This window comes from Arthrobacter sp. Cr_A7, from assembly GCF_029222765.1.
GTDB lineage: Bacteria > Actinomycetota > Actinomycetes > Actinomycetales > Micrococcaceae > Arthrobacter.
The window spans coordinates 1-19,230 of the sequence record NZ_JARHXQ010000275.1 but is presented as its reverse complement, the minus strand read 5'-3'; the positions used below and the strand labels follow the sequence as shown (position 1 = coordinate 19,230).

Sequence of the window (19,230 nt, the reverse complement as noted above, 5' to 3'; positions counted from 1 at the left end):
GTTTCAGGGTGCGAACTGCTTCCTAAGATCCATCTTGCGGATTTTGCCGCTCGCCGTCCGGGGCATCTCGTCCACGAATATCACCGATTTCGGGATCTTGTAGCGCGCCAAACGGCCTTCAAGGTGCGCCCTCAGCTGCTTCTCCCCCAAAGCAACTCCCTCACGCAGGGTCACGATTGCGCACGGCACTTCACCCCACTTATCGTCAGCAACGCCTATAACGGCAACGCTGGCGACGTCATCGAGTTCGGCGATGGCGGCTTCGACTTCTGCCGGGTAGATGTTTTCCCCACCGGAAATGATCATGTCCTTCAGCCTGTCGGAGACGAAGAGGAACCCTTCCTCGTCCCGGTAGCCCATGTCGCCCGAGCGGAACCAGGACGTGTCCGCATAGCTGTCCCTGCTGGCACTTGGCTGGTTCCAGTACTCCCTGATCACGTTCGGTCCGGAAATCTGGATCTCACCCACGTCGCCGGGCGCCGCAATCCCGCCCAAGGGATCTGCGATCCGTATGTCAGTGAAGAAGTGCGGCAGGCCTGCCGAGCCGGCTTTTTCCTTTGATCTGGACACCGGCAGCATGGTTGCACCGGGCGCGGTTTCGGTCATGCCGTAGCAGCTGGTGAAACCGATGCCGCGCTCCTCGTACGCGTCCAGGACCCGCCGCGGAATGGCTGACCCGCCGCAGGTGAGCTTGTCCAGGGAGCTCAGATCCGCCGTCCGCCATCCCGGGTGGTCGCAGAGCATCTGGAATGTGGTGGGCACACCGTTGAGCGTCGTGATCCTGTGCTGCGCAATCAGCTCCAGGACGCGGCCGGCATCGAATTTCGATTCGAGCACCACGGTGGCGCCCTTGAGCAACATCGGCAGCAGCCCCATGTCCAGGGAGGCCACGTGGAACAACGGCGAAATCATGAGCGCCACATCGTTCCGGTTCAGGTCCATGTCCACTACTGTGTTGAAGCAGTTCCACGTGATGTTGCCGTGAGTCAGCAGCGCCCCCTTGGGCTTGCCGGTGGTGCCCGAGGTGTAGAGGATCATGGCGCCGTCGTCCAAAGTGACGGCAACATCGAAGTGGGCCGGGTCTGCCGACTGAAGTACCTCGTCATAGCGTTCGACGGCGGGTGGCGGCTGAACAGCGGAACCTTCCGTCCCGCCGTCGGACGCCACCACCAGGCGGCAGGTCACGGCTGTCGCCTCCGTGGAGGATGCCGCTACCTCCTCGAGGGCTGCGGCGTTGACAAGGATCCGCGCGCCGGAGTCCTGCAGCTGGAACTGCAGCTCCGGCGCGGCCAGCCGCGTGTTGAGGGGGACGAAGATGGCGCCGAGCAGCCCGCATGCGAAGAAGGTCTCCACGAAGGAGGGATGGTTCTCGCCGAGGTAGGCCACCCTGTCACCCTTGGCAACTCCCCTGTCCCGAAGGACGGTGGCCAGCCTGTCGGTCCGGTCGGCAAGTTCGAGGTAACTGACCGTTCGGCCACCCGCAATGAGCGCGGCTTTTGCCCCCGATTTTGGACGGCGGCGGCGTAGCCAGGATCCAACTCCATTGTTGTCCATGTTGCGGTTCTCCTGTCAGACCGAAGTGAGGTCGTTGTTCTTAGACTCCCGCGTCAGCAGGATGAAAACAATTGATACGAGTGCCATGACCGACAGGAACACCACCACGGGAACGATGCTCTGGCCGGAGTCCTTGTACAGGCCGGCGACGATGCCGGGGGTGAAGCCTGCACCGATCAGCGTTGCCAGCTGGTAGCCGACGGCGGCACCGGTGTAGCGGTTGGTGGTGCCGAACTGTTCCGACACGAAAGCGGCCAGGGGGCCGTAGAGGGACGAGTGCAGGATGAGCGCCACGGTAAACGCCAGGAAGATCAGGCCGACGTTGCCGGAGCTGAGCATCCCGAACATCGGGAACAGGTAAGCGATGAACAGCGCCAGGCCCGCAACCATGACCGGCCGGCGTCCCAAGCGGTCCGAGAGCCTGCCGCCCAGAAGAACGAACAGGATGGAGATGGCCGAGGCGCCGGCGAAGGCATAGAGCACGCCCTGCTGCGGGGCGCCCTTGGACACTGCGTAGGTCACGGAGAACGTGGGCAGCACCACCTGGAGCCCAAAGCCGGCGGCGCCGGCAAACATGATCATGATCAGGGCCTTGGGCCGGCGGAGCACCTCCACCAGCGGGATTTTGCGCTTCACTCCCTGGGCGTTCTCCTTCGCCACCGCCTCAGCAAAGATCGGGCTTTCCGAGACGCGCAACCGGACGAACATGCCCACGATCAGGAGCACGAAGGACAGCAGGAACGGCACGCGCCATCCCCATGCCAGGAAAGCGTCCTGGGGCAGGGCCGAGAATATGCCCATGACGACGGTACCCAGGACGGCGCCTGTCGGGGCTCCGGCATTGACGAAGGAGGCAGCGAAGCCGCGCCGCTTGGGGTCTGAGTGTTCGAGGGCCATCAGCGCAGCCCCGCCCCACTCGCCGCCGACGGCAATTCCTTGGCAGACCCGCAGGATCACCAGGATGACGGCACCCCATGGGCCGATCACGCTGGCACCGGGTATCAGGCCAATCAGGGTGGAGGCGATGCCCATCATCGCCATGGAGATGATCAGCATGCCCTTGCGGCCTACGCGGTCACCGAAGTGGCCGAAGATGATGCCGCCGAGGGGCCGGGCAACGTAGCCGGCGGCGAACGTGGCGTAGGCGGCTACAACGCCGACCCACTCGTCGGTGCCGGCGAAGAAGACTTTGGGGAAGGCTACGGCCGCGGCCGTTGCGTACAGCAGGAAGTCGTAGAACTCGATGGTGCTGCCCAGATAGCTGGACATGATGACCGTGCGCGCCTCTTTGCGCTTTGCGGCCGTGCCCGCGGGCGCGAGCGTGGTGTGTCCTGACATGGCTGTTCCTTCGGGAGGAGGGAGGGGTTTTGGGGTTGGCGGCAGGGGCGGTGCCGCTGCGGCACCGCCTCCGCCTGACGGGCGGTTCCTGCTTGGCTGTTTCTACGGTGAGGAGCGGTTCCTACTTGTAGAAGCGGGCGAGGAATTCGGCGACGACGGCGGGGCGTTCCTGGCCTTCGATTTCGATGGTGGCGTTGACCTTGATCTGGGCGCCGCCCTTGACCTCTGTGACCTCGGCAAGCGTTGCCTGCATCCGGACCTTCGAGCCGACCTTGACGGGGGACGTGAAGCGGACCTTGTCCAGACCGTAGTTGACCTTGGTGGTGACGCCCTCGACGTCGAACAGTTCGCCCCAGAACGGGATGATCAGGGAGAGTGTCAGGAAGCCGTGGGCGATGGGCGCGCCGAAGGGACCGTCCTTTGCGCGCTCGGGATCGGTGTGGATCCACTGCTGGTCGTCCGTGGCGTCGGCGAAGAGGTTGATCTGATCCTGGGTGATCTGGCGGTAGTCGGTGGTGCCGAGATCGGTCCCAGCCATGGTGGAAAGTTTGTCGAAATTGACGACGAGATTGGGCATCTTTGCCTCCTGTGGTTGTGGCTTTATGTGGGGTGCTAGCGGGTAAAGGCGCTTTCGCCTGTCAGGGCGCGGCCGATGATGAGGGCATTGATGTCGTGGGTGCCCTCGTAGGAGTAGACGGCTTCGGCGTCCGCGTGGAACCGCGCGACGCCGGTGTCCAGGGTGATGCCGTTGCCGCCCACCACCTCGCGGGCCAGTGCGACGGTTTGCCGCATGTGCAGGCTGGTCTGCATTTTGGCGAGGGCGGAGTCCTGGTCGCGGTAGATCCCGCGCTCCTGTTGTTCCGTGAGCCGGACCACGAGGGACAGACTGGCTGTGAGGTTTCCGAGCATGCGGGCCAGCTTTTCCTGAACCAGCTGGAACGATCCGAGGCTGCGACCGAACTGCCGGCGTTCGTTGACATAGGCCAGGGCGGCTTCGAAGGCGCCGGCCTGCATGCCGGTGGCAATCCAGGCCACGTCCGAACGCATCGCCCGCAGCATGGCGGCAACGTCTTTGAAGGAGTTCACGTTGTGCAGGCGCATTGCCTCCGGAACGCGGACGCCGTCAAGGGTGATGTGGGCGTTCTGCATCATCCGCAGGGACGTCTTGCCGGAGATCTTCTCCAGGCTGACACCCGGCGCCTGGCAGTCCACGAGGAACGCTTTGACCTGCCCATCGGCAGCGTCACGGGCGAAAACGGCCAGCACGTCGGCGGTTGAGGCACCCCCGATCCAGCGCTTGGCACCGTCCAGGACCCAAGAATCCCCCTCCTGACGGGCGGTGGTGGACAGGCCGCCGGCAATGTCTGATCCGGACTCCGGTTCGGTCAACGAGAAGACACCTTTGAGTGAAAAGTCGAGCACCCGGGGCATCCACTCCTGTTGCTGCCGGGGTGAGGCGCCGACGCGGATTGTGGTGCGGAAGAGTCCTGCCTGCGCGGTATACCAGGTGGCCAGGGAGGCGTCGGTGCGGGCGAGTTCGAAGATGCGGAAGCCCTGGTAGATCCCTCTGGCGGGACCGTGGACTGTCAGCTCGGCCGGCTCCATGAGGTTTAGGTGGATCAGGGGCTCGGTGAGCTGTTCAGGGAACTCGCCGCGCTCCCAATACCCGGCCAGCAGCGGCTTGGCGTCCCGCTCCAGGAAGTCCCGGAGCCGGGCCAGGACGCGGCGCTCGTCATCGGTGAGGAGGGACTCTGCGTCATAGAAGTCCGATACGCCATACAGGCGTTCCGCGGCACCCAGGGCAAGGTCCGCCGTCGTGGTCTTCACCTCAGCCGTCCAGTCCGAGAAGGCGGACGGCGTTGTGTTTGAGGATCTTCGGCCGGACCTCATCCTTCAGGGGGAGGTCCGCGAAGGCACCCAGCCACTTCTGCGGCGTGATGAGGGGGAAGTCGGTGCCGAAGAGCACCTTGTCCTGCAGAACCGAGTTGGAGGCCCTCACCAGTGACTCCGGGAAATACTTGGGGGACCAACCCGAGAGGTCGATGAACACGTTTGCCTTGTGGGTGGCGATGGAGTTCGCCTCGTCCTGCCATGGCACGGACGGGTGGGCCATGATGATCTGCAGGCCGGGGAAGTCCGCGGCAACGGCGTCCAGCAGGAGCGGGTTTGAGTACGCCAGTTTGATGCCGTAACCGCCGGGCAGGCCTGCGCCCATGCCGTTCTGTCCGGTATGGAAGATCGCCGGCAGTCCAAGTTCCTGAAGCGTTTCCCACAAGGGGTAGAACCGTTCGTTGGAGGGGTCGAAGCCCTGCAGGCTGGGGTGGAACTTGAAGCCCCGGGCGCCAAGTTCCACGGCCTGGTGCTTGGCCCCCGCGATGGCGTCCTCGCCGGTGCGGGGGTCGACGCTGCCGAAGGGGATCAGCACGTCGTTGTTCCGGGCTGCGCCGGCGATGAGTTCGGGGATGCTGTTGGGTTCGTGCTTGAGCTGGGTCCGGGCGTCCACCGTGAACACGACGGCCGCCATATTCAGTTCCCGGTACACCTCGGCGATGCGGTCAAGGGAGGGTGTGCGGTCCTCAGCCTTGAAGTACTTCGCCGAGGCCTCGGTGAGGGCGTCCGGGAGTGAGCCGTGCCCGCAGCTGTCCACCTCGAGGTGGACGTGCATGTCGATTGCGTCGAGCCCGGAGGCGTTCACCCCGGGCTCGTAGCGGGTGACGGCCATGCTAGCCCACCTTTGCAGGCTCGGCCGGGGCCTGGCGGGCTTCGGGCTGCAACTCTTCGGGAAGCGGCAGGAACTCTTCACCGACCCCCTGCAGCTTGTCCCCGAAGAGTGAGGCGAAGTCCTCAACGAGGTCCTGGTAGCCCCAGCCGCCCTCCCGGTATTCGGTGGCGGCAGCATCGGGATGGGTCCAAAGCTGCAGACGGTCGCCGCCGGCGCCGATGACCTGGCCGTTGATTCCGGCCGCCGCATCAGAGGCGAGGAAGGCAACCAGCCCGGAGACGTCGTCGGCCGTACCGAAACCGAGATCGTGCCGGAAGAAAGCGGGCATCGCCTCCCCCCGCTCGTCTGCTTCCACCGCCTTCTGGAAGTATGGGACAGTCTTGGTCATGGCTGTGGCTGCTACGGGGATGACAACATTGGCGGTGACGCCGGCCTTTTTCATTTCCAGCGCCCAGGTGCGGACCATGCCCACGATGCCGGCCTTGGCGGCAGCGTAGTTGGTTTGGCCGAAGGTTCCCCGCTGCCCGGTTGGCGACCCGATGGTGATGATCCGGCCGGAGACACCGTTTTCCTTGAAGTACGCGAACGCCTCGCGGACGCAGGTGAAGGTGCCGCGGAGGTGGACGTTGATAACGGCGTCGAAGTCCTCATCGGTCATTTTCAGCAGGCTCTTGTCCCGCAGGATGCCGGCGTTGGTGACCAAAATGTCCAGCCTGCCGAATTCCTTGACCGCCGCCTGCACAAGCTGCTGTGCGACGTCGGTGGTTCCTACGGGCGCGACGACGGCAGCTGCCTTTCCGCCGTCGGCTTCAATGGTACGGACCGCCTCTGCCGCCACGGCGGAGTCAATGTCGTTGACCACGACGGCGGCACCCTGGCGGGCGAGCTCCCTGGCGTAGGCGAGGCCAAGCCCCCGGCCACTTCCCGTAACGATTGCCACTTTTCCTGAAAGATCCATTGCTGCTCCTTTGCCGGCTGATCGTGCATCCCGGCCATCGGCGTGGGATGCTGTCCTGTATCCATGAGAATCTGGATAGTTGAAAATGTCAATGATTGATTTTTTATTGGAGAACCATGACGAGTGACACAGGGGCGGGCGGGCGCCTCGAAACGGCGGACAAGCTTGTTCCGGCTTCCATCAGCGGCGATGCCGGTTTTCTGCTCGCCAAGCTCCACGCCGCGGGTTCGGTGGTCAACAACAAGGCGCTGGAAGAGTTCAAGCTCAAAGAGCGCTCATACTCCGTCCTGGCTCTCGCCGCCAGCGGGCTTACTCCCAGCCAGCGGGAGATGGCCGGCTTCCTGAGCCTTGATCCGAGCCAGATCGTAGCCCTCGTCGACGATCTGGAGAAGCGGGGCCTGGTGTTGAGGTCCCCGGACAAGCAGGACCGGCGGGCCAGGATCGTGACGGCAACAGCAAGTGGTGAGCGCCTGTATACTGCCGCCACGAAGGCGACCCGCCAGGCCGAGGCGGAAGCACTGAACAGGCTCAGCGCCGAAGAGGTGCGCGAGTTGAAGCGACTGCTGCGCAAGGCACTGTGGTCCGGCCTGGAGGGCTAGGACCGCCTAGGACTTGCCTGCCCAGTGGCGGTCGTTGACGAATTCGTCCGGCCGGAACTCCACGAAGGCTGCACCGTCCAGCTTCAGGGACTCTGCCGCGCCCTGCAGTGCTGAGTTTGTGGCCACCGATCCCCAATGTCCCGTCTCGAGCCGCTGGTCCATCGCCTCGATGGCAGCAATGTTTTCCGCCACAGTGAAATTGCAATGGCCCGCCCGGTCGACGAAGGCCTGCCGGAACAGGGAGTTCCTGCCGGCCTGGCGAACTGTTTCCGCATACTCTTCCTGGAATTCGACGGGGGCCAGGATATCCATCACCGTGTGGGTGGCCAGCAGCGGTACCTGAAGTTCCCCGGCAGGAGTGGATGTTTGAAGCATCCACTCGAGCCCTTGCACGTTTGGCTCGATGTCAGCGTTCGCCGTCAGGGTGGAAAGATCGTCGGCAAGCGTCAGGCCGGCCACCGCATACATATGCTCCACCACGTGACGCTGGGCGGACGGCTGCAAGAGCCTGGCGTAGTCGACACCGGCGGTCCAACCGCTGTCGCCACCTGCTGCGTTCACGATGGTGTGGCGCCGCTCAATGACGGTGGGAAGTGTGTCAACCACCAGCTGTGCCTGGGCAGCCGCCAAAGCCTCCGGATCGTCCACGTCAACTCCGTCGAGTGCGGTCGGGGTGTTCAGCAGGGCAGCCACCAGTGCAAGCCTGGCCCGGCCTGCAGCCGATTCGCCGGCTTGCGTGAGGGCCGACTTCAGCGCAGCGATCGTTTCGGCTGACTGCTCGGGCGTGGTGAAACCGGTGAGGCGGACGTCCCGCCCGGGAAGCAGCAGTTCTGTGGCGGCGTAGGCCGCGTCGAGCTGGTAATTGTTGAGTGAAACACCGCCGCCCACCAGGCCGCAGGTGCTGACAGCCCCGTCGATGCCGGAGTCCGGAATCTCCGCCATCAGGCTGGTCACGAGACCCCCCATCGATCTCCCAACGACAACGACACGCTGCGCGTCGCCGAAGCGTTCCTCGAAAGCGGCCAGGGTGCCGAGCTGGTCCTGCGCGGCAGTCCCCAGAGCCCAGCCGGTGGTGGCGTAAGACGAGGAAGCAACGGCGTAGCCGCGGCTGATCAGCTCGCTGGCAGTGGGGGCGAACCCGTTATCCCATGCCGGGTTGGCGGGTCCGGGGCGGAAACCGTGCGCAAAAAGCACCAGCTTGCCGTTCCAGGCCGCCGGCACCTCGGCGCGCCACGCCGCGCCATTGCGAAGGGTGCCCACCGCGGTGGTGGATGGCGCCGCTGCTGCGTTGGCGCTTACGGAGGCTTCCGTAGGCGGCTGGACGGCCAGTACAGCAGGAGATGCGGCGGCGGTGACAAGAAGGGCGGTGATGGCGGACGTTGAAACGATCATGCGGCAGCTTCGGCGCAGTGTGGGGTTCATTGGCAACCTGACTCGAGGAGATTGAATCGGACGACTAATGATTATCTTAATGATTGATATTGTCAACGGTTTCCCAGTGCGCACGCAGGAAGGCCGGGAATCCGCTGGGATTCCCGGCCTTCCTGTCCGCGCCAGACGTTGCATGTTGTCAGGCAGCTGCGTGGATTCGCCCTGCCATCGTGTTGGCTGACGCAACCTTGACCACGGTCACGTCGTCTCCGCAGCACACCATGGTCCTGCCCGCGCCGTCGTCCCGGATCATCCAAAAGACACTGCGGTCCGCGGCGATCATGTCGATGATTCCGGACATTCGGCTGTGGCCGCCCGTGTGGACCTCGACGTGGTCCTTGCGGCAGAGCCTGGACCAGTCAGGAATGGACGGTGCGGCGTTTACCGTTCCCCGGCGGGCTGGTTTGTGGATGTACATGGTGCCAAAGGGCTCTCTGCTAGAAGTTTCCGCCGTCGGCCTTCACCGCAAGCACCGGCCGGTCCGCCTGCATCAGGATGCGCTGGGCGTGGCTGCCCAGGATGAACTTCCCCACCTGAGTGCGGTGCCGGAGGCCTATCACGATCAGGGATGCATTGGCGTCCCGGGCCACATCCAGGAACTCGTCGGCGAGGTCATGCTGGTACGGCGGCTGGATGACGCTCGCCTGGACACCGGCCTCGGTGGCCCGGCGGGCGGCCTGCTCCAGCAGCTCTTCGGGTGCCACCGACTTGTCCACCAGTGCGCCTTCCCGGGCGGAGTTGACGATCAGGAGATCCTCATTCCGCAGGCGGGCTTCGGCGATGCCGGCCTTGAGGGCGGCTTCTCCCGCGGGTGTTGGAACGAATCCGACGACGATGCTCATACTTTCTCCTTGATGTCCGGCCGGGCTGCGGATGCAGTGAGGGGTGTCTTGCGCTTGGCGATGGAGGTGCGGATAACCGGCAGCACTGCCACCAGGACAAAAACGACCAGCAGTGTGGCCGAAATGGGACGGCCGAAGAAGCCCAGCGGGTCGCCGCCAAAGACCAGCAGGGAACGCCGCATGGAGCTCTCGAGCAGTCCGCCCAGCACGAAGGCGAGCACCAGTGGGCCCGGTTCGAAGCCGAACTTCTTCATGAGGTAGCCGATGATGCCGAAGACCACCACGAGCGTGACATCGAACATGCTGTTGTTGATGGTGTAGGCGCCGAGCAGCGTGATCAGAGCAGTGACGGGGGCCAGGATGGCTGCGCGGACGCGCAGGATCCTGACGAAGATTCCCACAAGCGGCAGGCTCATGATCAGCAGGAGGATGTTGCCGATGTACATCGAGTTCACAACGCCCCAGAACAGATCCGGGTTCTGCTCCACCAGCTGCGGGCCGGGGGTCACACCCTGGATGAGCAGCGCACCGAACATCAGTGCCATGGTGGCGTTGGCCGGAATGCCAAGAGTCAGCAGCGGAATGAACGACGACGTGGCGGCAGCGTTGTTGGCCGTCTCCGGGCCGGCGACGCCTTCCGGCGCTCCCTTGCCGAACCGCTCAGGCTGCTTGGCGCGCTTCTTCTCCATGGCGTAGGAGGCCATGGAGGCGATGGTGGCGCCACCGCCCGGGAGGATGCCCAGGAAGAAGCCGAGGACGGATCCGCGGCCGATGGAGCCGGAGGCCTGCTTGAGGTCCTTGCGGGAAGGCCAGACGTTGGCCACTTTCGACGGCGCCTTCGCGGCCCGGTGCCGTTCCTCCAGGTTGTAGAGGATCTCACCCAGCCCGAAGATGCCCATGGCAATCGGCACGAAGTCGATGCCGTCGGCAAGCTGCAGGCTGCCGAAGGTGAACCGGCTTTCCCCGGTGAAGACGTCCCGGCCCACCGTCGCGAGCAGGAGGCCGAGGGCGGCGGCAATGAGCGCCTTGGCTTTCGCGCCGCTGCTGATGGTTGCCACCAGGAGGATGCCCAGCAGCGCAAGGGCGGTGTACTCCGGCGGGCCGAAATCCAGCGCGAAGCTGGCAACGATGGGCGCCAGGAACGTCAGGCCGATGATGGCTGCCGTGCCGCCGACGAAGGAACCGATGGATGCCAGGCCCAAAGCGGTGCCGGCCTTCCCCTGCCGGGCCATCTGGTAGCCGTCAAAAACCGTGACGACGGAGGACGCTTCGCCGGGAAGCCGGAGGAGTACGGAGGTGATGGTGCCGCCGTACTGGGCGCCGTAGAAAATGCCGGCCAGCATGATGATGGCGGTGACGGGTTCCACGTTGTAGGTCAGGGGCAGCAGGATGGCGATGGTTGCCGCGGGCCCCAGTCCGGGCAGTACGCCGATCAGCATGCCGATGACGACGCCGATCAGGCAGTAGAGGAGGTTGGTCGGCTCCAGGACAACCGCAAATCCGTTGATAACGGGATTCAGAAAATCCACGGGGGTCTCCTAGAAGAGGTGGGGGATGGAAGTGCCGAGCGCCAGGACAAAGATGCCGTAGAACGCCGCGACAACGATGACGCTGACCAGCAGGGTGGAACGCCAGGTCTCGCCGCCCAGGAAGCGCATCCAGATGATGCAGAGGATCAGCGCCGGGATCTCGAAACCGATAAGCGGCATGAGGGCAACCATGGCTGCCAGTGTCACCAGGCCTGTGAGAGGGGCAAGGGACATGCGGGTGAACTTTTCGGCGTCCCGGTTGTGCCGGCCCAGGACCAGCTGGAACAGGCCCAGCGCCACCATGACGCAGCTGATGATGAAGGGCCAAAGGCCCGGCTGCGGACTGGCCGGGGTGCCCAGTCCCATGGCGACGGACAGGATGATGGCACCGATCCCGACGCCGAGGACCACCAGCGAGGATGCCATGCTGGCGAGCGCACCGGCCGCCGGCGGCTTGTCCTCTTCCCATTGGGCTGCCAGTTGATCCGGTGTCAGTTCATCAAGGACGTCGCCCGGGACGTCGTTATGAGCGTGGGGGGTGCCCCCGCCGGAGGGAGCAGCCATGCTGCTTCCTCCGGCGGGTACTGCGGGGGTTCCTTTCACAGGAATCACTTATTTCCGCTGAGGCTGATGTCGTACTTCTCCACCAGCTCCTTGTACTTCGCTGCGTAGCCCTTCCATTCGGTGACTACTTCCTCGCCGGAGATCTCCTTGGGCGTCAGCATGTTCTTCTTATTGAACTCCTTGTAGGCCTCGGACTTGAAGGTCTCCTGGAATGCGGAGTACAGCTTGTCCTTGACGTCCTGGGGAGTGCCCTTGGGGGCGGCGACCGCCCGGTACTGCGCCACCGGAACGTCGTATCCGGCTTCCTTGGCGGTGGGGGTGTCGGGCAGGAAGCTGTTGCGCTCCTCAGAGAAGACCAGCAGCGGGGATACCTTGCCGGCCTCGATCTGGGGCATGGCCTCGCCCAGCTGGATGGTGGCGAGTTCCACCTGGTTGCCCAGGACGGCCGTCAGCGCCGGCTTGCCGCTGTCGAACGGGATGTCCGTGCCGGTGACGCTGGCCTGCTTGAAGAGCACGGTCTGCGCCAGCTGGCTTCCGGTACCAACGCCGGTGGTGCCGAAGGTGACGTTGCGGCCGGCGTCGGTGACGTCCTTAAAGGACTTGAAGCCGGACTCGGGGCTGGCCACCAGGACGTAATCGTCCTGGGAAAGACCGGCGATGATGTCCAGATCGTCGATGTTGACCGCTTCGTCGGCGGAGACTGCCAGCGGCGTGATGGTGATCAGGGACGCAGTCAGCAGGACCAGTTCCTGCCCGTCGGCCGGCTTGCCGGCAACTTCCTTGGTAGCGAGGGCTCCGTTGGCGCCGGGCTTGTTGACCACGGGCATCGGCTTGCCGAGCGTCTTCGAGGCTCCCTCGGCAAGGGCACGGGCGATCAGGTCGGTGCTGCCGCCGGCTGCCTGGCCGACCGTGAGGTTGACCGGTCCGGAGGGGTACTCGGCCGTGGTGGACTGGCCGCCGGCGACGTTGCCGCAGGCAGTCATGGCCAGCAGCGTGACGGCCGATGCCGCGCCGAGGACCGAGCGGCGGGTGGGGAAGTGCTTCATTGGGACTCCTCATAAAAGCTCCGGGATGCTCCCGGACGGTGCTGTGAACCGAATCACTTCGGGTTGCTGGATCGAGTTTAGGGACGCGTTATGATGCCTGTCTAAGCCCAAATCAGCATCAAGTGATACCCGGAAGGCATCATGTTTACGTTTGACCAGCTGGCGGGATTTATCGCCGTCGCAGAGGAACTCCACTTTGGGCGCGCCGCCGAGCGGCTCAACATGACCCAGCCGCCTCTCAGCCGGCAGATCCAGAAACTGGAGAAAATCATCGGCGCTGAACTCCTTGAGCGGGACAACAGGCGGGTGGAGCTCACCTCGGCAGGGGAGACGTTCCTTGAGGAAGCGCGCCGGCTGATGGCTCTGGCGGAGCGTGCCCCGGTCACAGCCCGCCGCATCGCGTCTGGACGCTCGGGCGTCCTGCGGATCGGTTTCACGGCAGCAAGCGGTTTCAGCATCCTGGGCCCTCTGCTGGAAGAGATCTCGGGCATCATGCCGGACGTGGACATCGACCTGCAGGAGTTGGTGACGCGCGAGCAGCTCAACGGCCTGCTGACCGGCGAACTCGACCTTGGCTTCGCGCGCCCTCCCTTTGACAGCGAAACCTTTGATTCGCACTTGCTCTACCGCGAGTCCATGGTGCTCGCGGTTCCCTCAAGCCATCCCCTGACGCTGCTGGGACGGGACCTCACCGCCGAGGATTTCAAGGACGAGCCCCTGATCATGCACTCCCCCACCCAGGCGCGCTATTTCTATGACTTGGTGGTCCGCATGCTCCCCATCAAGCATGCCAATGTGGTCCACACGGTCAGCCAGATCCTCACGATGGTCTCGCTCGTTGCGGCAAAACGCGGGCTGGCCTTCGTGCCCCATTCGGCTACCCTCCTGGGCATCAAAGGCGTGGAATTCCTGCCGTTGGAAGCAGGGAGGGAGGAACAGGTGGAGCTGCACGCGCTCTGGAACCGCAGGATCACCAACCCGGCACTGGCCCGCCTCCTGCGCGACCTCGAGTTTGCCATGGAGTAGACGGCACACGGATCATGCACCGAAGGTATCAATACATACAAAAATGCACTTAGACAGGCATTACGTCCTCTGCCTAACCTGAACAGGAATCCACCACCAGCCGCCCTCCCGGCGCTCACACAGAGGACAACATCGTGGCAAAGTACACCCCGCAGGAACTGGCAAACACCCTGAAAGACGGCCTGCTGTCGTTCCCGGTGACGTCCTTTGACAGCCAGCTGCAGTTCGACGAGGAAAATTACCGGAAGCACCTTGCCTGGCAGGCGAGCTTCCCGGTGGCAGGCCTGTTCGCAGCGGGCGGCACCGGCGAAGGCTTCTCCCTCACCCCCGCCGAATCCGCTCACGTGGTGCGCACCGCCGTCGAAGAAGTCGGCAACCAGGTGCCGGTACTTGCATCAGCCGGCGGATCAACAGCACAGGCAATCGAGAATGCCAAGGCTGCAGAAGCAGCAGGCGCCGACGGCCTCCTGCTCCTCCCGCCTTACCTGACCGAAGCCGACCAGGCCGGCCTGATCGACCACGTCAGCGCCATCTGCAGCGCCACCTCGCTGGGTGTCATCATCTACAACCGCGCCAACGCCATCTACAAGGACACCACTGTTGCCGCCCTCGCGGACCGGCACGAAAACCTTATCGGGTTCAAGGACGGTGTTGGCGACCTCGAACACGACGCCCGCGTTTACGCCAAGCTTGGCGACCGCCTCTTCTACCTGGGCGGCCTTCCCACCGCGGAAACCTTCGCCCTCCCCCTGCTGCAGCTGGGCATGAGCACCTACTCCAGCGCGATGTACAACTTCGTCCCGCAGTTCGCGCTGGACTTCTACCAGGATGTCCGCAACAACGACCGCGTGGCCGTCAACAAGAAGCTGAACGACTTCGTGATCCCCTACCTGGACATCCGCGACCGCGTGAAGGGCTACGCTGTCTCCATCGTCAAGGGCGGCCTGGACGCCATCGGCCGCTCCGCCGGCCCGGTCCGCCCCCCTCTGCAGAACATGGCGGAGCAGGACCTGGCGGACCTCAAGGCGCTTATCGCCCGCGTATCCTGACCCTGATCCACCGCTTCCCAGGAGGAACCATCGTGACCCTCACCGGACACTCCCTGATCGCCGGACAGACCGTCGTCGGCGACGGCAAGACAGCCTTCGGCTTCAACCCGGCCACCAATGAACAGCTCGATCCCGCGTACTCCCTGATCACCGAGGACCAGCTGAAGCTGGCCACTGCCGCGGCAGCTGACGCGTACCCGTCCTTCTCCACACTGGACCCGGAAACCCACGCCGGGTTCCTCGAGGCCATTGCGGACAACATCGAGGCCATCGGCGAGGAACTGATCGTCCGCGCAGGCCAGGAAACCGGGCTGCCCGCCGCCCGCCTGCAGGGTGAGCGTGCGCGCACCACCGGCCAGCTGCGGCTCTTCGCCAACGTGGTCCGCCAGGGCGACTTCCGCGGCGTCCGCGTGGACCCCGCCATCCCGGACCGCAGCCCGCTGCCCCGGGCAGACATCCGCCAGCGCCAGATCCCGCTCGGCCCCGTCGCGGTATTCGGCGCCAGCAACTTCCCGCTCGCCTTCTCCACCGCCGGCGGCGACACCGCCTCGGCCCTCGCCGCAGGCTGCCCCGTCGTCTTCAAAGCCCACAACGCCCACCCCGGCACCGGCGAACTCGTCGGCCAGGCCGTGGCCAAAGCCGTCAAAGACTTCGGCCTGCACCCCGGCGTGTTCTCCCTCATCTACGGCCCCGGCGCCAGCATCGGCCAGGCCCTCGTCGCCGACCCCAACATCAAGGCCGTCGGCTTCACCGGCTCCCAGGCCGCCGGCATCGCCCTGATGAAAACCGCGGCAGCCCGCCGCGAACCCATCCCCGTCTACGCCGAAATGTCCTCCCTGAACCCCGTCTTCGTCTTCGAAGGCGCCCTCAAAGGCTCCGCCGAAGACATCGACGCCCTCGCCCAGCAGTACGTCACCGCCGTCACCGGCAGTTCCGGGCAGCTCTGCACCTCCCCCGGCCTGCTGTTCGCCCCCGAAGGCGAAGCAGGGGACAAACTCGCCGCCGCCGTCGGCCGTGCCGTCTCCGCCTGCTCAGGCCAGACCATGCTCACCCAAGGCATCGCCGGGTCCTGGAACGCCGGGACAGAAGCCCTCGGCAACGCCGACGGTGTGAACCTGATCGGCAAGGGACTGGAAGGACAGACCCGGAACGCTCCGGCACCCACCATCTTCGGCACCCAGGTCCGCGACTTCGTCACCAACCACGTCCTGCACGAGGAAATCTTCGGCGCCGCCTCCCTGGTCATCCGCTACGGCAGCACTGATGAACTCCTCGAAGCCGTCGCACGCCTCGAAGGCCAGCTCACCGCATCACTGCAGCTCACCGAAGAGGACTACCCCACCGCGGCACCCCTGATCCCCGCGCTCGAGCAGAAAGTGGGCCGCATCATCGTCAACGGCTGGCCCACCGGCGTCGAAGTCGGCCACGCCATGGTCCACGGCGGCCCCTTCCCCGCCACCTCCGACTCCCGCACCACCTCCGTCGGCACCCTCGCCATCAACCGCTTCCTGCGCCCCGTCGCCTACCAGAACATCCCCCAGGAACTCCTCCCAACACCCCTGCAGGACACCAACCCCTGGCACCTGAACCGCAGGATTGATGGCGTTGTGGAAGCCGCCGAAGCACAGAAAGCAGGAATTAACGCATGACCTCCCAGCCAAGCATTGCCCGGGTCGAGGTTGTCCCGGTTGCCGGGCACGACAGCATGCTCATGAACCTCAGCGGCGCGCACGGCCCGTTCTTCACCCGCAATGTTGTGATCATCACCGATTCGGACGGCCGGACCGGCCTGGGTGAAGTTCCCGGCGGCGAAAAGATCCGCACCACTATCGAGGAAGCCGGCGCCCTGATCACCGGAAAGCCGGTGGCCCGCTACCGCTCGCTTTTGCGTAAAATCGCTGCCGAGTTCGCTGACCGCGACGCCGGCGGCCGCGGCCTCCAGACCTTCGACCTGCGTACCACGGTCCATGCCGTCACCGCCGTCGAATCCGCGCTGCTGGACCTGCACGGGCAGTACCTCGGTGTTCCCGTGGCTGAACTGCTCGGCGACGGCCAGCAGCGCAGCTCCGTCCCGATGCTCGGCTACCTCTTCTTCGTGGGCGACCACAAGCGGACGGACCTGCCCTACCTCGTGGAGGATGCACCCGCGGACCGCTGGGAGGAACTCCGCCGGCAGGAAGCCATGACGCCCGAAGCTGTGGTGGCCCTGGCAGAGGCCGCCCAGGAACGCTACGGGTTCAGCGACTTCAAGCTCAAGGGCGGCGTGCTGTCCGGCGACGACGAAGTGGACGTGGTCACGGCCCTCGCCGAGCGCTTCCCCGAGGCAAGGGTGACCCTCGACCCCAACGGCGGCTGGCTCCTGGACGAGGCAATCCGGCTGGGCAAGCGGATGCAGGGCGTTGTGGCCTACGCGGAAGACCCCTGCGGTGCAGAAGGCCGCTTCTCCGGCCGGGAAGTCATGGCGGAGTTCCGCCGGGCCACCGGGCTGAAGACGGCCACCAACATGATCGCCACGGACTGGCGGGAGATGTCGCACGCGATCCGCAGCAACGCCGTGGACATCCCGCTGGCTGACCCGCACTTCTGGACCATGCACGGCTCGGTGCGGGTGGCGCAGATGTGCCACGAGTTCGGCCTCACCTGGGGCTCGCACTCGAACAACCACTTCGACATCTCGCTGGCCATGTTTACCCACACCGGTGCCGCGGCTCCGGGTGAAATCACCGCCCTGGATACGCACTGGATCTGGCAGGACGGCCAGGGCCTCACCAAGGAACCGCTGCAGATCAAGGACGGGGCCATCGACGTTCCGGCCGCCCCGGGCCTCGGCATCGAGCTGGACCGCGACGCCCTGGACAAGGCCCACAAGCTGTATCTGGAACAGGGCCTGAATGCCCGCGACGACAGCATCGGCATGCAGTACTACATCGAGGGCTGGTCCTTCGACCCGAAGCGGCCCTGCCTCGTTCGGTAGCAGCCTCCGGCAGCACTTTCGGTAAAGTAGTGGGGTCCGCTGTGGCGTGCCCCACTACTTTCCTGTGCCCCCGCATTGGGCCCCGCAGCCGGCCTGCGTTATCTATCCAAAGGAAATACATTCAATGAAGTCTGCAGACAATGCTGTCTCGGACGTGGCGACAGCCACGAAGAAGTTCTTCAAGCGCGTTCTGCCCATCATGCTGGTCATGCTGGTCTGCAACCAGCTGAACCGGTCCAACATCGGCTACGCCCAGGACCACCTCCAGGCGGATGTGGGCATCGGCGCCGCCGCCTACGGGTTCGGCGCGGGCCTGTTCTTCATCGCCTATGCCATCTTTGAACTCCCCAGCAACGTGATGATGGAAAAGTACGGCGCCAAGGTCTGGCTGACCCGCATCATGATCAGCTGGGGCATCGTCTCCTTCCTGATGTCGTTCGTGCAGAACGAAACCATGTTCTACGTCCTGCGCTTCCTGCTGGGTGCCGCGGAGGCCGGCTTCTTCCCTGCCGTCATCTTCTACTTTGCCCGCTGGGTTCCGGCGGGCCAGCGCGGCAAGGCCACCGCGATCTTCATCGCGGGCTCCTCCATCGCCGCGGCAATTTCCGGCCCCATTGCCGGCATGCTGCTCAGCCTCCACGGCGCCCTGGGGCTGCGCGGCTGGCAGTGGCTCTTCGGCTTCGAAGGCGCCCTCTCCGTGGTGGTGGGCATGGCCGTGTTCTTTGTCCTGGACGCCCGCATCAAGGACGCCAAGTGGCTCTCCCCCGCCGAAAAGGGCGCCCTGTCCCGGGCCATCAGCGACGAGGATGCACAGCACACCACGGCCGGCGGCGCCAAGATCAACCGCTGGAAGATGCTGCTCAACCCGCAGATCCTGCTGCTGTGCGGCATCTACTTCTCGGTGCAGCTGTCCATCTACGCCAACACGTTCTGGCTCCCCAGCATCATCAAGCAGATCCCCGGCACCACGGACCTGACCGTGGGGTTCCTGTCCTCCATCCCGTGGGTCTGCGCCGTCTTCGCCATGTACTTCGCCGCGAAACTGCAGGACAAGGCCAAGTCCAAGCGCCCGCTGCTGGTGGTTGCCCTGCTGGTGGCAGCCGTCGGCACGTTCGCCGCCGCCATCGCATCTCCGGTCATGGCCCTGGTCTTCCTGGCCATCGCGGCCATGGGTTTCAAGAGCGCCTCGCCACTGTTCTGGACCATCCCGCAGTCCGGCCTGCACCCGATGATCCTCGCCCCGGCCATCGCCAGCATCAATTCGCTGGGAAACCTGGGCGGCTTTGTGGCCCCCTTCGGCTTCGGCATCATCAAGGAGCAGACCGGCAGCGTTATCCCCGGCCTGTTCGCGCTGGCCGCCGCCTCCACCATCGCCGCCGGGCTGGTGTACTTCCTGAAAGAGCGCCGAACCGATGGCGCTCCCGGGCAGGTTGAGGAAGCCGCCGCGCAGGAGCCGGTCGGCAGCCGCGCATAAGGGGACTGCACGACGGCGGCGCCAGGCGCCACTGGGGTATTGATCGCCACGGCTGACGAACCTCCGCAACAAGGACCTCAGGGCGGGCCGCGCAAGAATTGTTCAACAATCTCTTGCGCGGCCC

The 19,230-nt window shown here is 64.9% G+C and carries 18 protein-coding genes; 6 read left to right on the top strand and 12 right to left on the bottom strand.

What is annotated here, in order from left to right:
* Window positions 1–3: 3 nt before the first annotated feature.
* The 6 genes from P2Q66_RS16040 to P2Q66_RS16015 form a co-directional block, all read right to left on the bottom strand.
* Window positions 4–1,554 (bottom strand): long-chain fatty acid--CoA ligase, encoded by a 1,551-nt coding sequence (locus P2Q66_RS16040; protein WP_275729705.1) that lies wholly within the window; start codon window positions 1,552–1,554, stop codon window positions 4–6.
* Window positions 1,555–1,569: 15 nt separating this feature from the next.
* Window positions 1,570–2,892, bottom strand: a complete 1,323-nt coding sequence (locus P2Q66_RS16035) for an MFS transporter (RefSeq protein ID WP_275729703.1) — start codon at window positions 2,890–2,892, stop codon at window positions 1,570–1,572.
* Window positions 2,893–3,013: 121 nt separating this feature from the next.
* Window positions 3,014–3,469, bottom strand: coding sequence for a MaoC family dehydratase (locus tag P2Q66_RS16030; RefSeq protein WP_275729701.1), 456 nt, complete (start codon window positions 3,467–3,469; stop codon window positions 3,014–3,016).
* Window positions 3,470–3,504: 35 nt separating this feature from the next.
* Entirely contained in the window at window positions 3,505–4,719 is a 1,215-nt protein-coding gene (locus P2Q66_RS16025; RefSeq protein ID WP_275729699.1) for an acyl-CoA dehydrogenase family protein, read from the bottom strand.
* Between the two features lies 1 nt (window position 4,720).
* Window positions 4,721–5,614 carry an amidohydrolase family protein gene (locus P2Q66_RS16020; protein WP_275729696.1) on the bottom strand — a complete coding sequence of 298 codons (894 nt, stop codon included), beginning with the start codon at window positions 5,612–5,614 and terminating at the stop codon, window positions 4,721–4,723.
* Window position 5,615: 1 nt separating this feature from the next.
* Complete coding sequence (locus P2Q66_RS16015) at window positions 5,616–6,572, bottom strand: SDR family NAD(P)-dependent oxidoreductase (protein ID WP_275729694.1); 957 nt, start codon at window positions 6,570–6,572, stop codon at window positions 5,616–5,618.
* Window positions 6,573–6,688: 116 nt separating this feature from the next.
* On the opposite strand from P2Q66_RS16015, the gene P2Q66_RS16010 reads away from it, so the two are divergent.
* On the top strand, window positions 6,689–7,171 hold the full coding sequence (locus P2Q66_RS16010) for a MarR family winged helix-turn-helix transcriptional regulator (protein WP_275729692.1): 483 nt from the start codon (window positions 6,689–6,691) through the stop codon (window positions 7,169–7,171).
* A gap of 6 nt (window positions 7,172–7,177) precedes the next feature.
* Here the strand turns inward: P2Q66_RS16010 and P2Q66_RS16005 are convergent, their stop codons facing one another.
* The 6 genes from P2Q66_RS16005 to P2Q66_RS15980 form a co-directional block, all read right to left on the bottom strand.
* Entirely contained in the window at window positions 7,178–8,593 is a 1,416-nt protein-coding gene (locus P2Q66_RS16005) for an alpha/beta hydrolase (RefSeq protein WP_275729690.1), read from the bottom strand.
* Window positions 8,594–8,741: 148 nt separating this feature from the next.
* Entirely contained in the window at window positions 8,742–9,020 is a 279-nt protein-coding gene (locus P2Q66_RS16000; RefSeq protein WP_275729688.1) for a hypothetical protein, read from the bottom strand.
* A 19-nt stretch (window positions 9,021–9,039) separates the two neighbouring features.
* Window positions 9,040–9,444 carry a universal stress protein gene (locus tag P2Q66_RS15995; protein WP_275729686.1) on the bottom strand — a complete coding sequence of 135 codons (405 nt, stop codon included), beginning with the start codon at window positions 9,442–9,444 and terminating at the stop codon, window positions 9,040–9,042.
* Entirely contained in the window at window positions 9,441–10,973 is a 1,533-nt protein-coding gene (locus P2Q66_RS15990; protein ID WP_275729685.1) for a tripartite tricarboxylate transporter permease, read from the bottom strand. Before P2Q66_RS15990 ends, P2Q66_RS15995 begins: the two co-directional genes overlap by 4 nt.
* 9 nt (window positions 10,974–10,982) lie before the next feature.
* Window positions 10,983–11,537 (bottom strand): tripartite tricarboxylate transporter TctB family protein, encoded by a 555-nt coding sequence (locus tag P2Q66_RS15985; RefSeq protein ID WP_275729684.1) that lies wholly within the window; start codon window positions 11,535–11,537, stop codon window positions 10,983–10,985.
* 44 nt (window positions 11,538–11,581) lie between these two features.
* Window positions 11,582–12,583 (bottom strand): tripartite tricarboxylate transporter substrate binding protein, encoded by a 1,002-nt coding sequence (locus P2Q66_RS15980; RefSeq protein ID WP_275729682.1) that lies wholly within the window; start codon window positions 12,581–12,583, stop codon window positions 11,582–11,584.
* Window positions 12,584–12,724: 141 nt separating this feature from the next.
* On the opposite strand from P2Q66_RS15980, the gene P2Q66_RS15975 reads away from it, so the two are divergent.
* From P2Q66_RS15975 to P2Q66_RS15955, 5 genes are all read left to right on the top strand, one after another.
* Entirely contained in the window at window positions 12,725–13,609 is an 885-nt protein-coding gene (locus tag P2Q66_RS15975; RefSeq protein ID WP_275729680.1) for a LysR family transcriptional regulator, read from the top strand.
* A 134-nt stretch (window positions 13,610–13,743) separates the two neighbouring features.
* Window positions 13,744–14,658, top strand: coding sequence for a 5-dehydro-4-deoxyglucarate dehydratase (gene kdgD / locus P2Q66_RS15970; protein ID WP_079596822.1), 915 nt, complete (start codon window positions 13,744–13,746; stop codon window positions 14,656–14,658).
* A gap of 32 nt (window positions 14,659–14,690) precedes the next feature.
* The gene (locus P2Q66_RS15965; protein ID WP_275729677.1) at window positions 14,691–16,307 is read left to right on the top strand and encodes an aldehyde dehydrogenase (NADP(+)); all 1,617 of its coding nucleotides are present in this window, start codon (window positions 14,691–14,693) and stop codon (window positions 16,305–16,307) included.
* Window positions 16,304–17,632, top strand: coding sequence for an enolase C-terminal domain-like protein (locus tag P2Q66_RS15960; RefSeq protein WP_275729675.1), 1,329 nt, complete (start codon window positions 16,304–16,306; stop codon window positions 17,630–17,632). The genes P2Q66_RS15965 and P2Q66_RS15960 overlap by 4 nt, the downstream gene beginning before the upstream one ends.
* 124 nt (window positions 17,633–17,756) lie before the next feature.
* Window positions 17,757–19,106 carry an MFS transporter gene (locus P2Q66_RS15955; protein WP_275729674.1) on the top strand — a complete coding sequence of 450 codons (1,350 nt, stop codon included), beginning with the start codon at window positions 17,757–17,759 and terminating at the stop codon, window positions 19,104–19,106.
* Window positions 19,107–19,230: the final 124 nt, after the last annotated feature.

What these genes read in the sequence shown, in the direction of transcription:
- P2Q66_RS16040 (WP_275729705.1), bottom strand. Translation starts at nt 1,554, where the DNA reads ATGGACAACAATGGAGTTGGATCCTGGCTACGCCGCCGCCGTCCAAAA.
- P2Q66_RS16035 (WP_275729703.1), bottom strand. Translation starts at nt 2,892, where the DNA reads ATGTCAGGACACACCACGCTCGCGCCCGCGGGCACGGCCGCAAAGCGC.
- P2Q66_RS16030 (WP_275729701.1), bottom strand. Translation starts at nt 3,469, where the DNA reads ATGCCCAATCTCGTCGTCAATTTCGACAAACTTTCCACCATGGCTGGG.
- P2Q66_RS16020 (WP_275729696.1), bottom strand. Translation starts at nt 5,614, where the DNA reads ATGGCCGTCACCCGCTACGAGCCCGGGGTGAACGCCTCCGGGCTCGAC.
- P2Q66_RS16015 (WP_275729694.1), bottom strand. Translation starts at nt 6,572, where the DNA reads ATGGATCTTTCAGGAAAAGTGGCAATCGTTACGGGAAGTGGCCGGGGG.
- P2Q66_RS16010 (WP_275729692.1), top strand. Translation starts at nt 6,689, where the DNA reads ATGACGAGTGACACAGGGGCGGGCGGGCGCCTCGAAACGGCGGACAAG.
- P2Q66_RS16005 (WP_275729690.1), bottom strand. Translation starts at nt 8,593, where the DNA reads ATGAACCCCACACTGCGCCGAAGCTGCCGCATGATCGTTTCAACGTCC.
- P2Q66_RS16000 (WP_275729688.1), bottom strand. Translation starts at nt 9,020, where the DNA reads ATGTACATCCACAAACCAGCCCGCCGGGGAACGGTAAACGCCGCACCG.
- P2Q66_RS15995 (WP_275729686.1), bottom strand. Translation starts at nt 9,444, where the DNA reads ATGAGCATCGTCGTCGGATTCGTTCCAACACCCGCGGGAGAAGCCGCC.
- P2Q66_RS15985 (WP_275729684.1), bottom strand. Translation starts at nt 11,537, where the DNA reads ATGGCTGCTCCCTCCGGCGGGGGCACCCCCCACGCTCATAACGACGTC.
- P2Q66_RS15980 (WP_275729682.1), bottom strand. Translation starts at nt 12,583, where the DNA reads ATGAAGCACTTCCCCACCCGCCGCTCGGTCCTCGGCGCGGCATCGGCC.
- P2Q66_RS15975 (WP_275729680.1), top strand. Translation starts at nt 12,725, where the DNA reads ATGTTTACGTTTGACCAGCTGGCGGGATTTATCGCCGTCGCAGAGGAA.
- P2Q66_RS15960 (WP_275729675.1), top strand. Translation starts at nt 16,304, where the DNA reads ATGACCTCCCAGCCAAGCATTGCCCGGGTCGAGGTTGTCCCGGTTGCC.
- P2Q66_RS15955 (WP_275729674.1), top strand. Translation starts at nt 17,757, where the DNA reads ATGAAGTCTGCAGACAATGCTGTCTCGGACGTGGCGACAGCCACGAAG.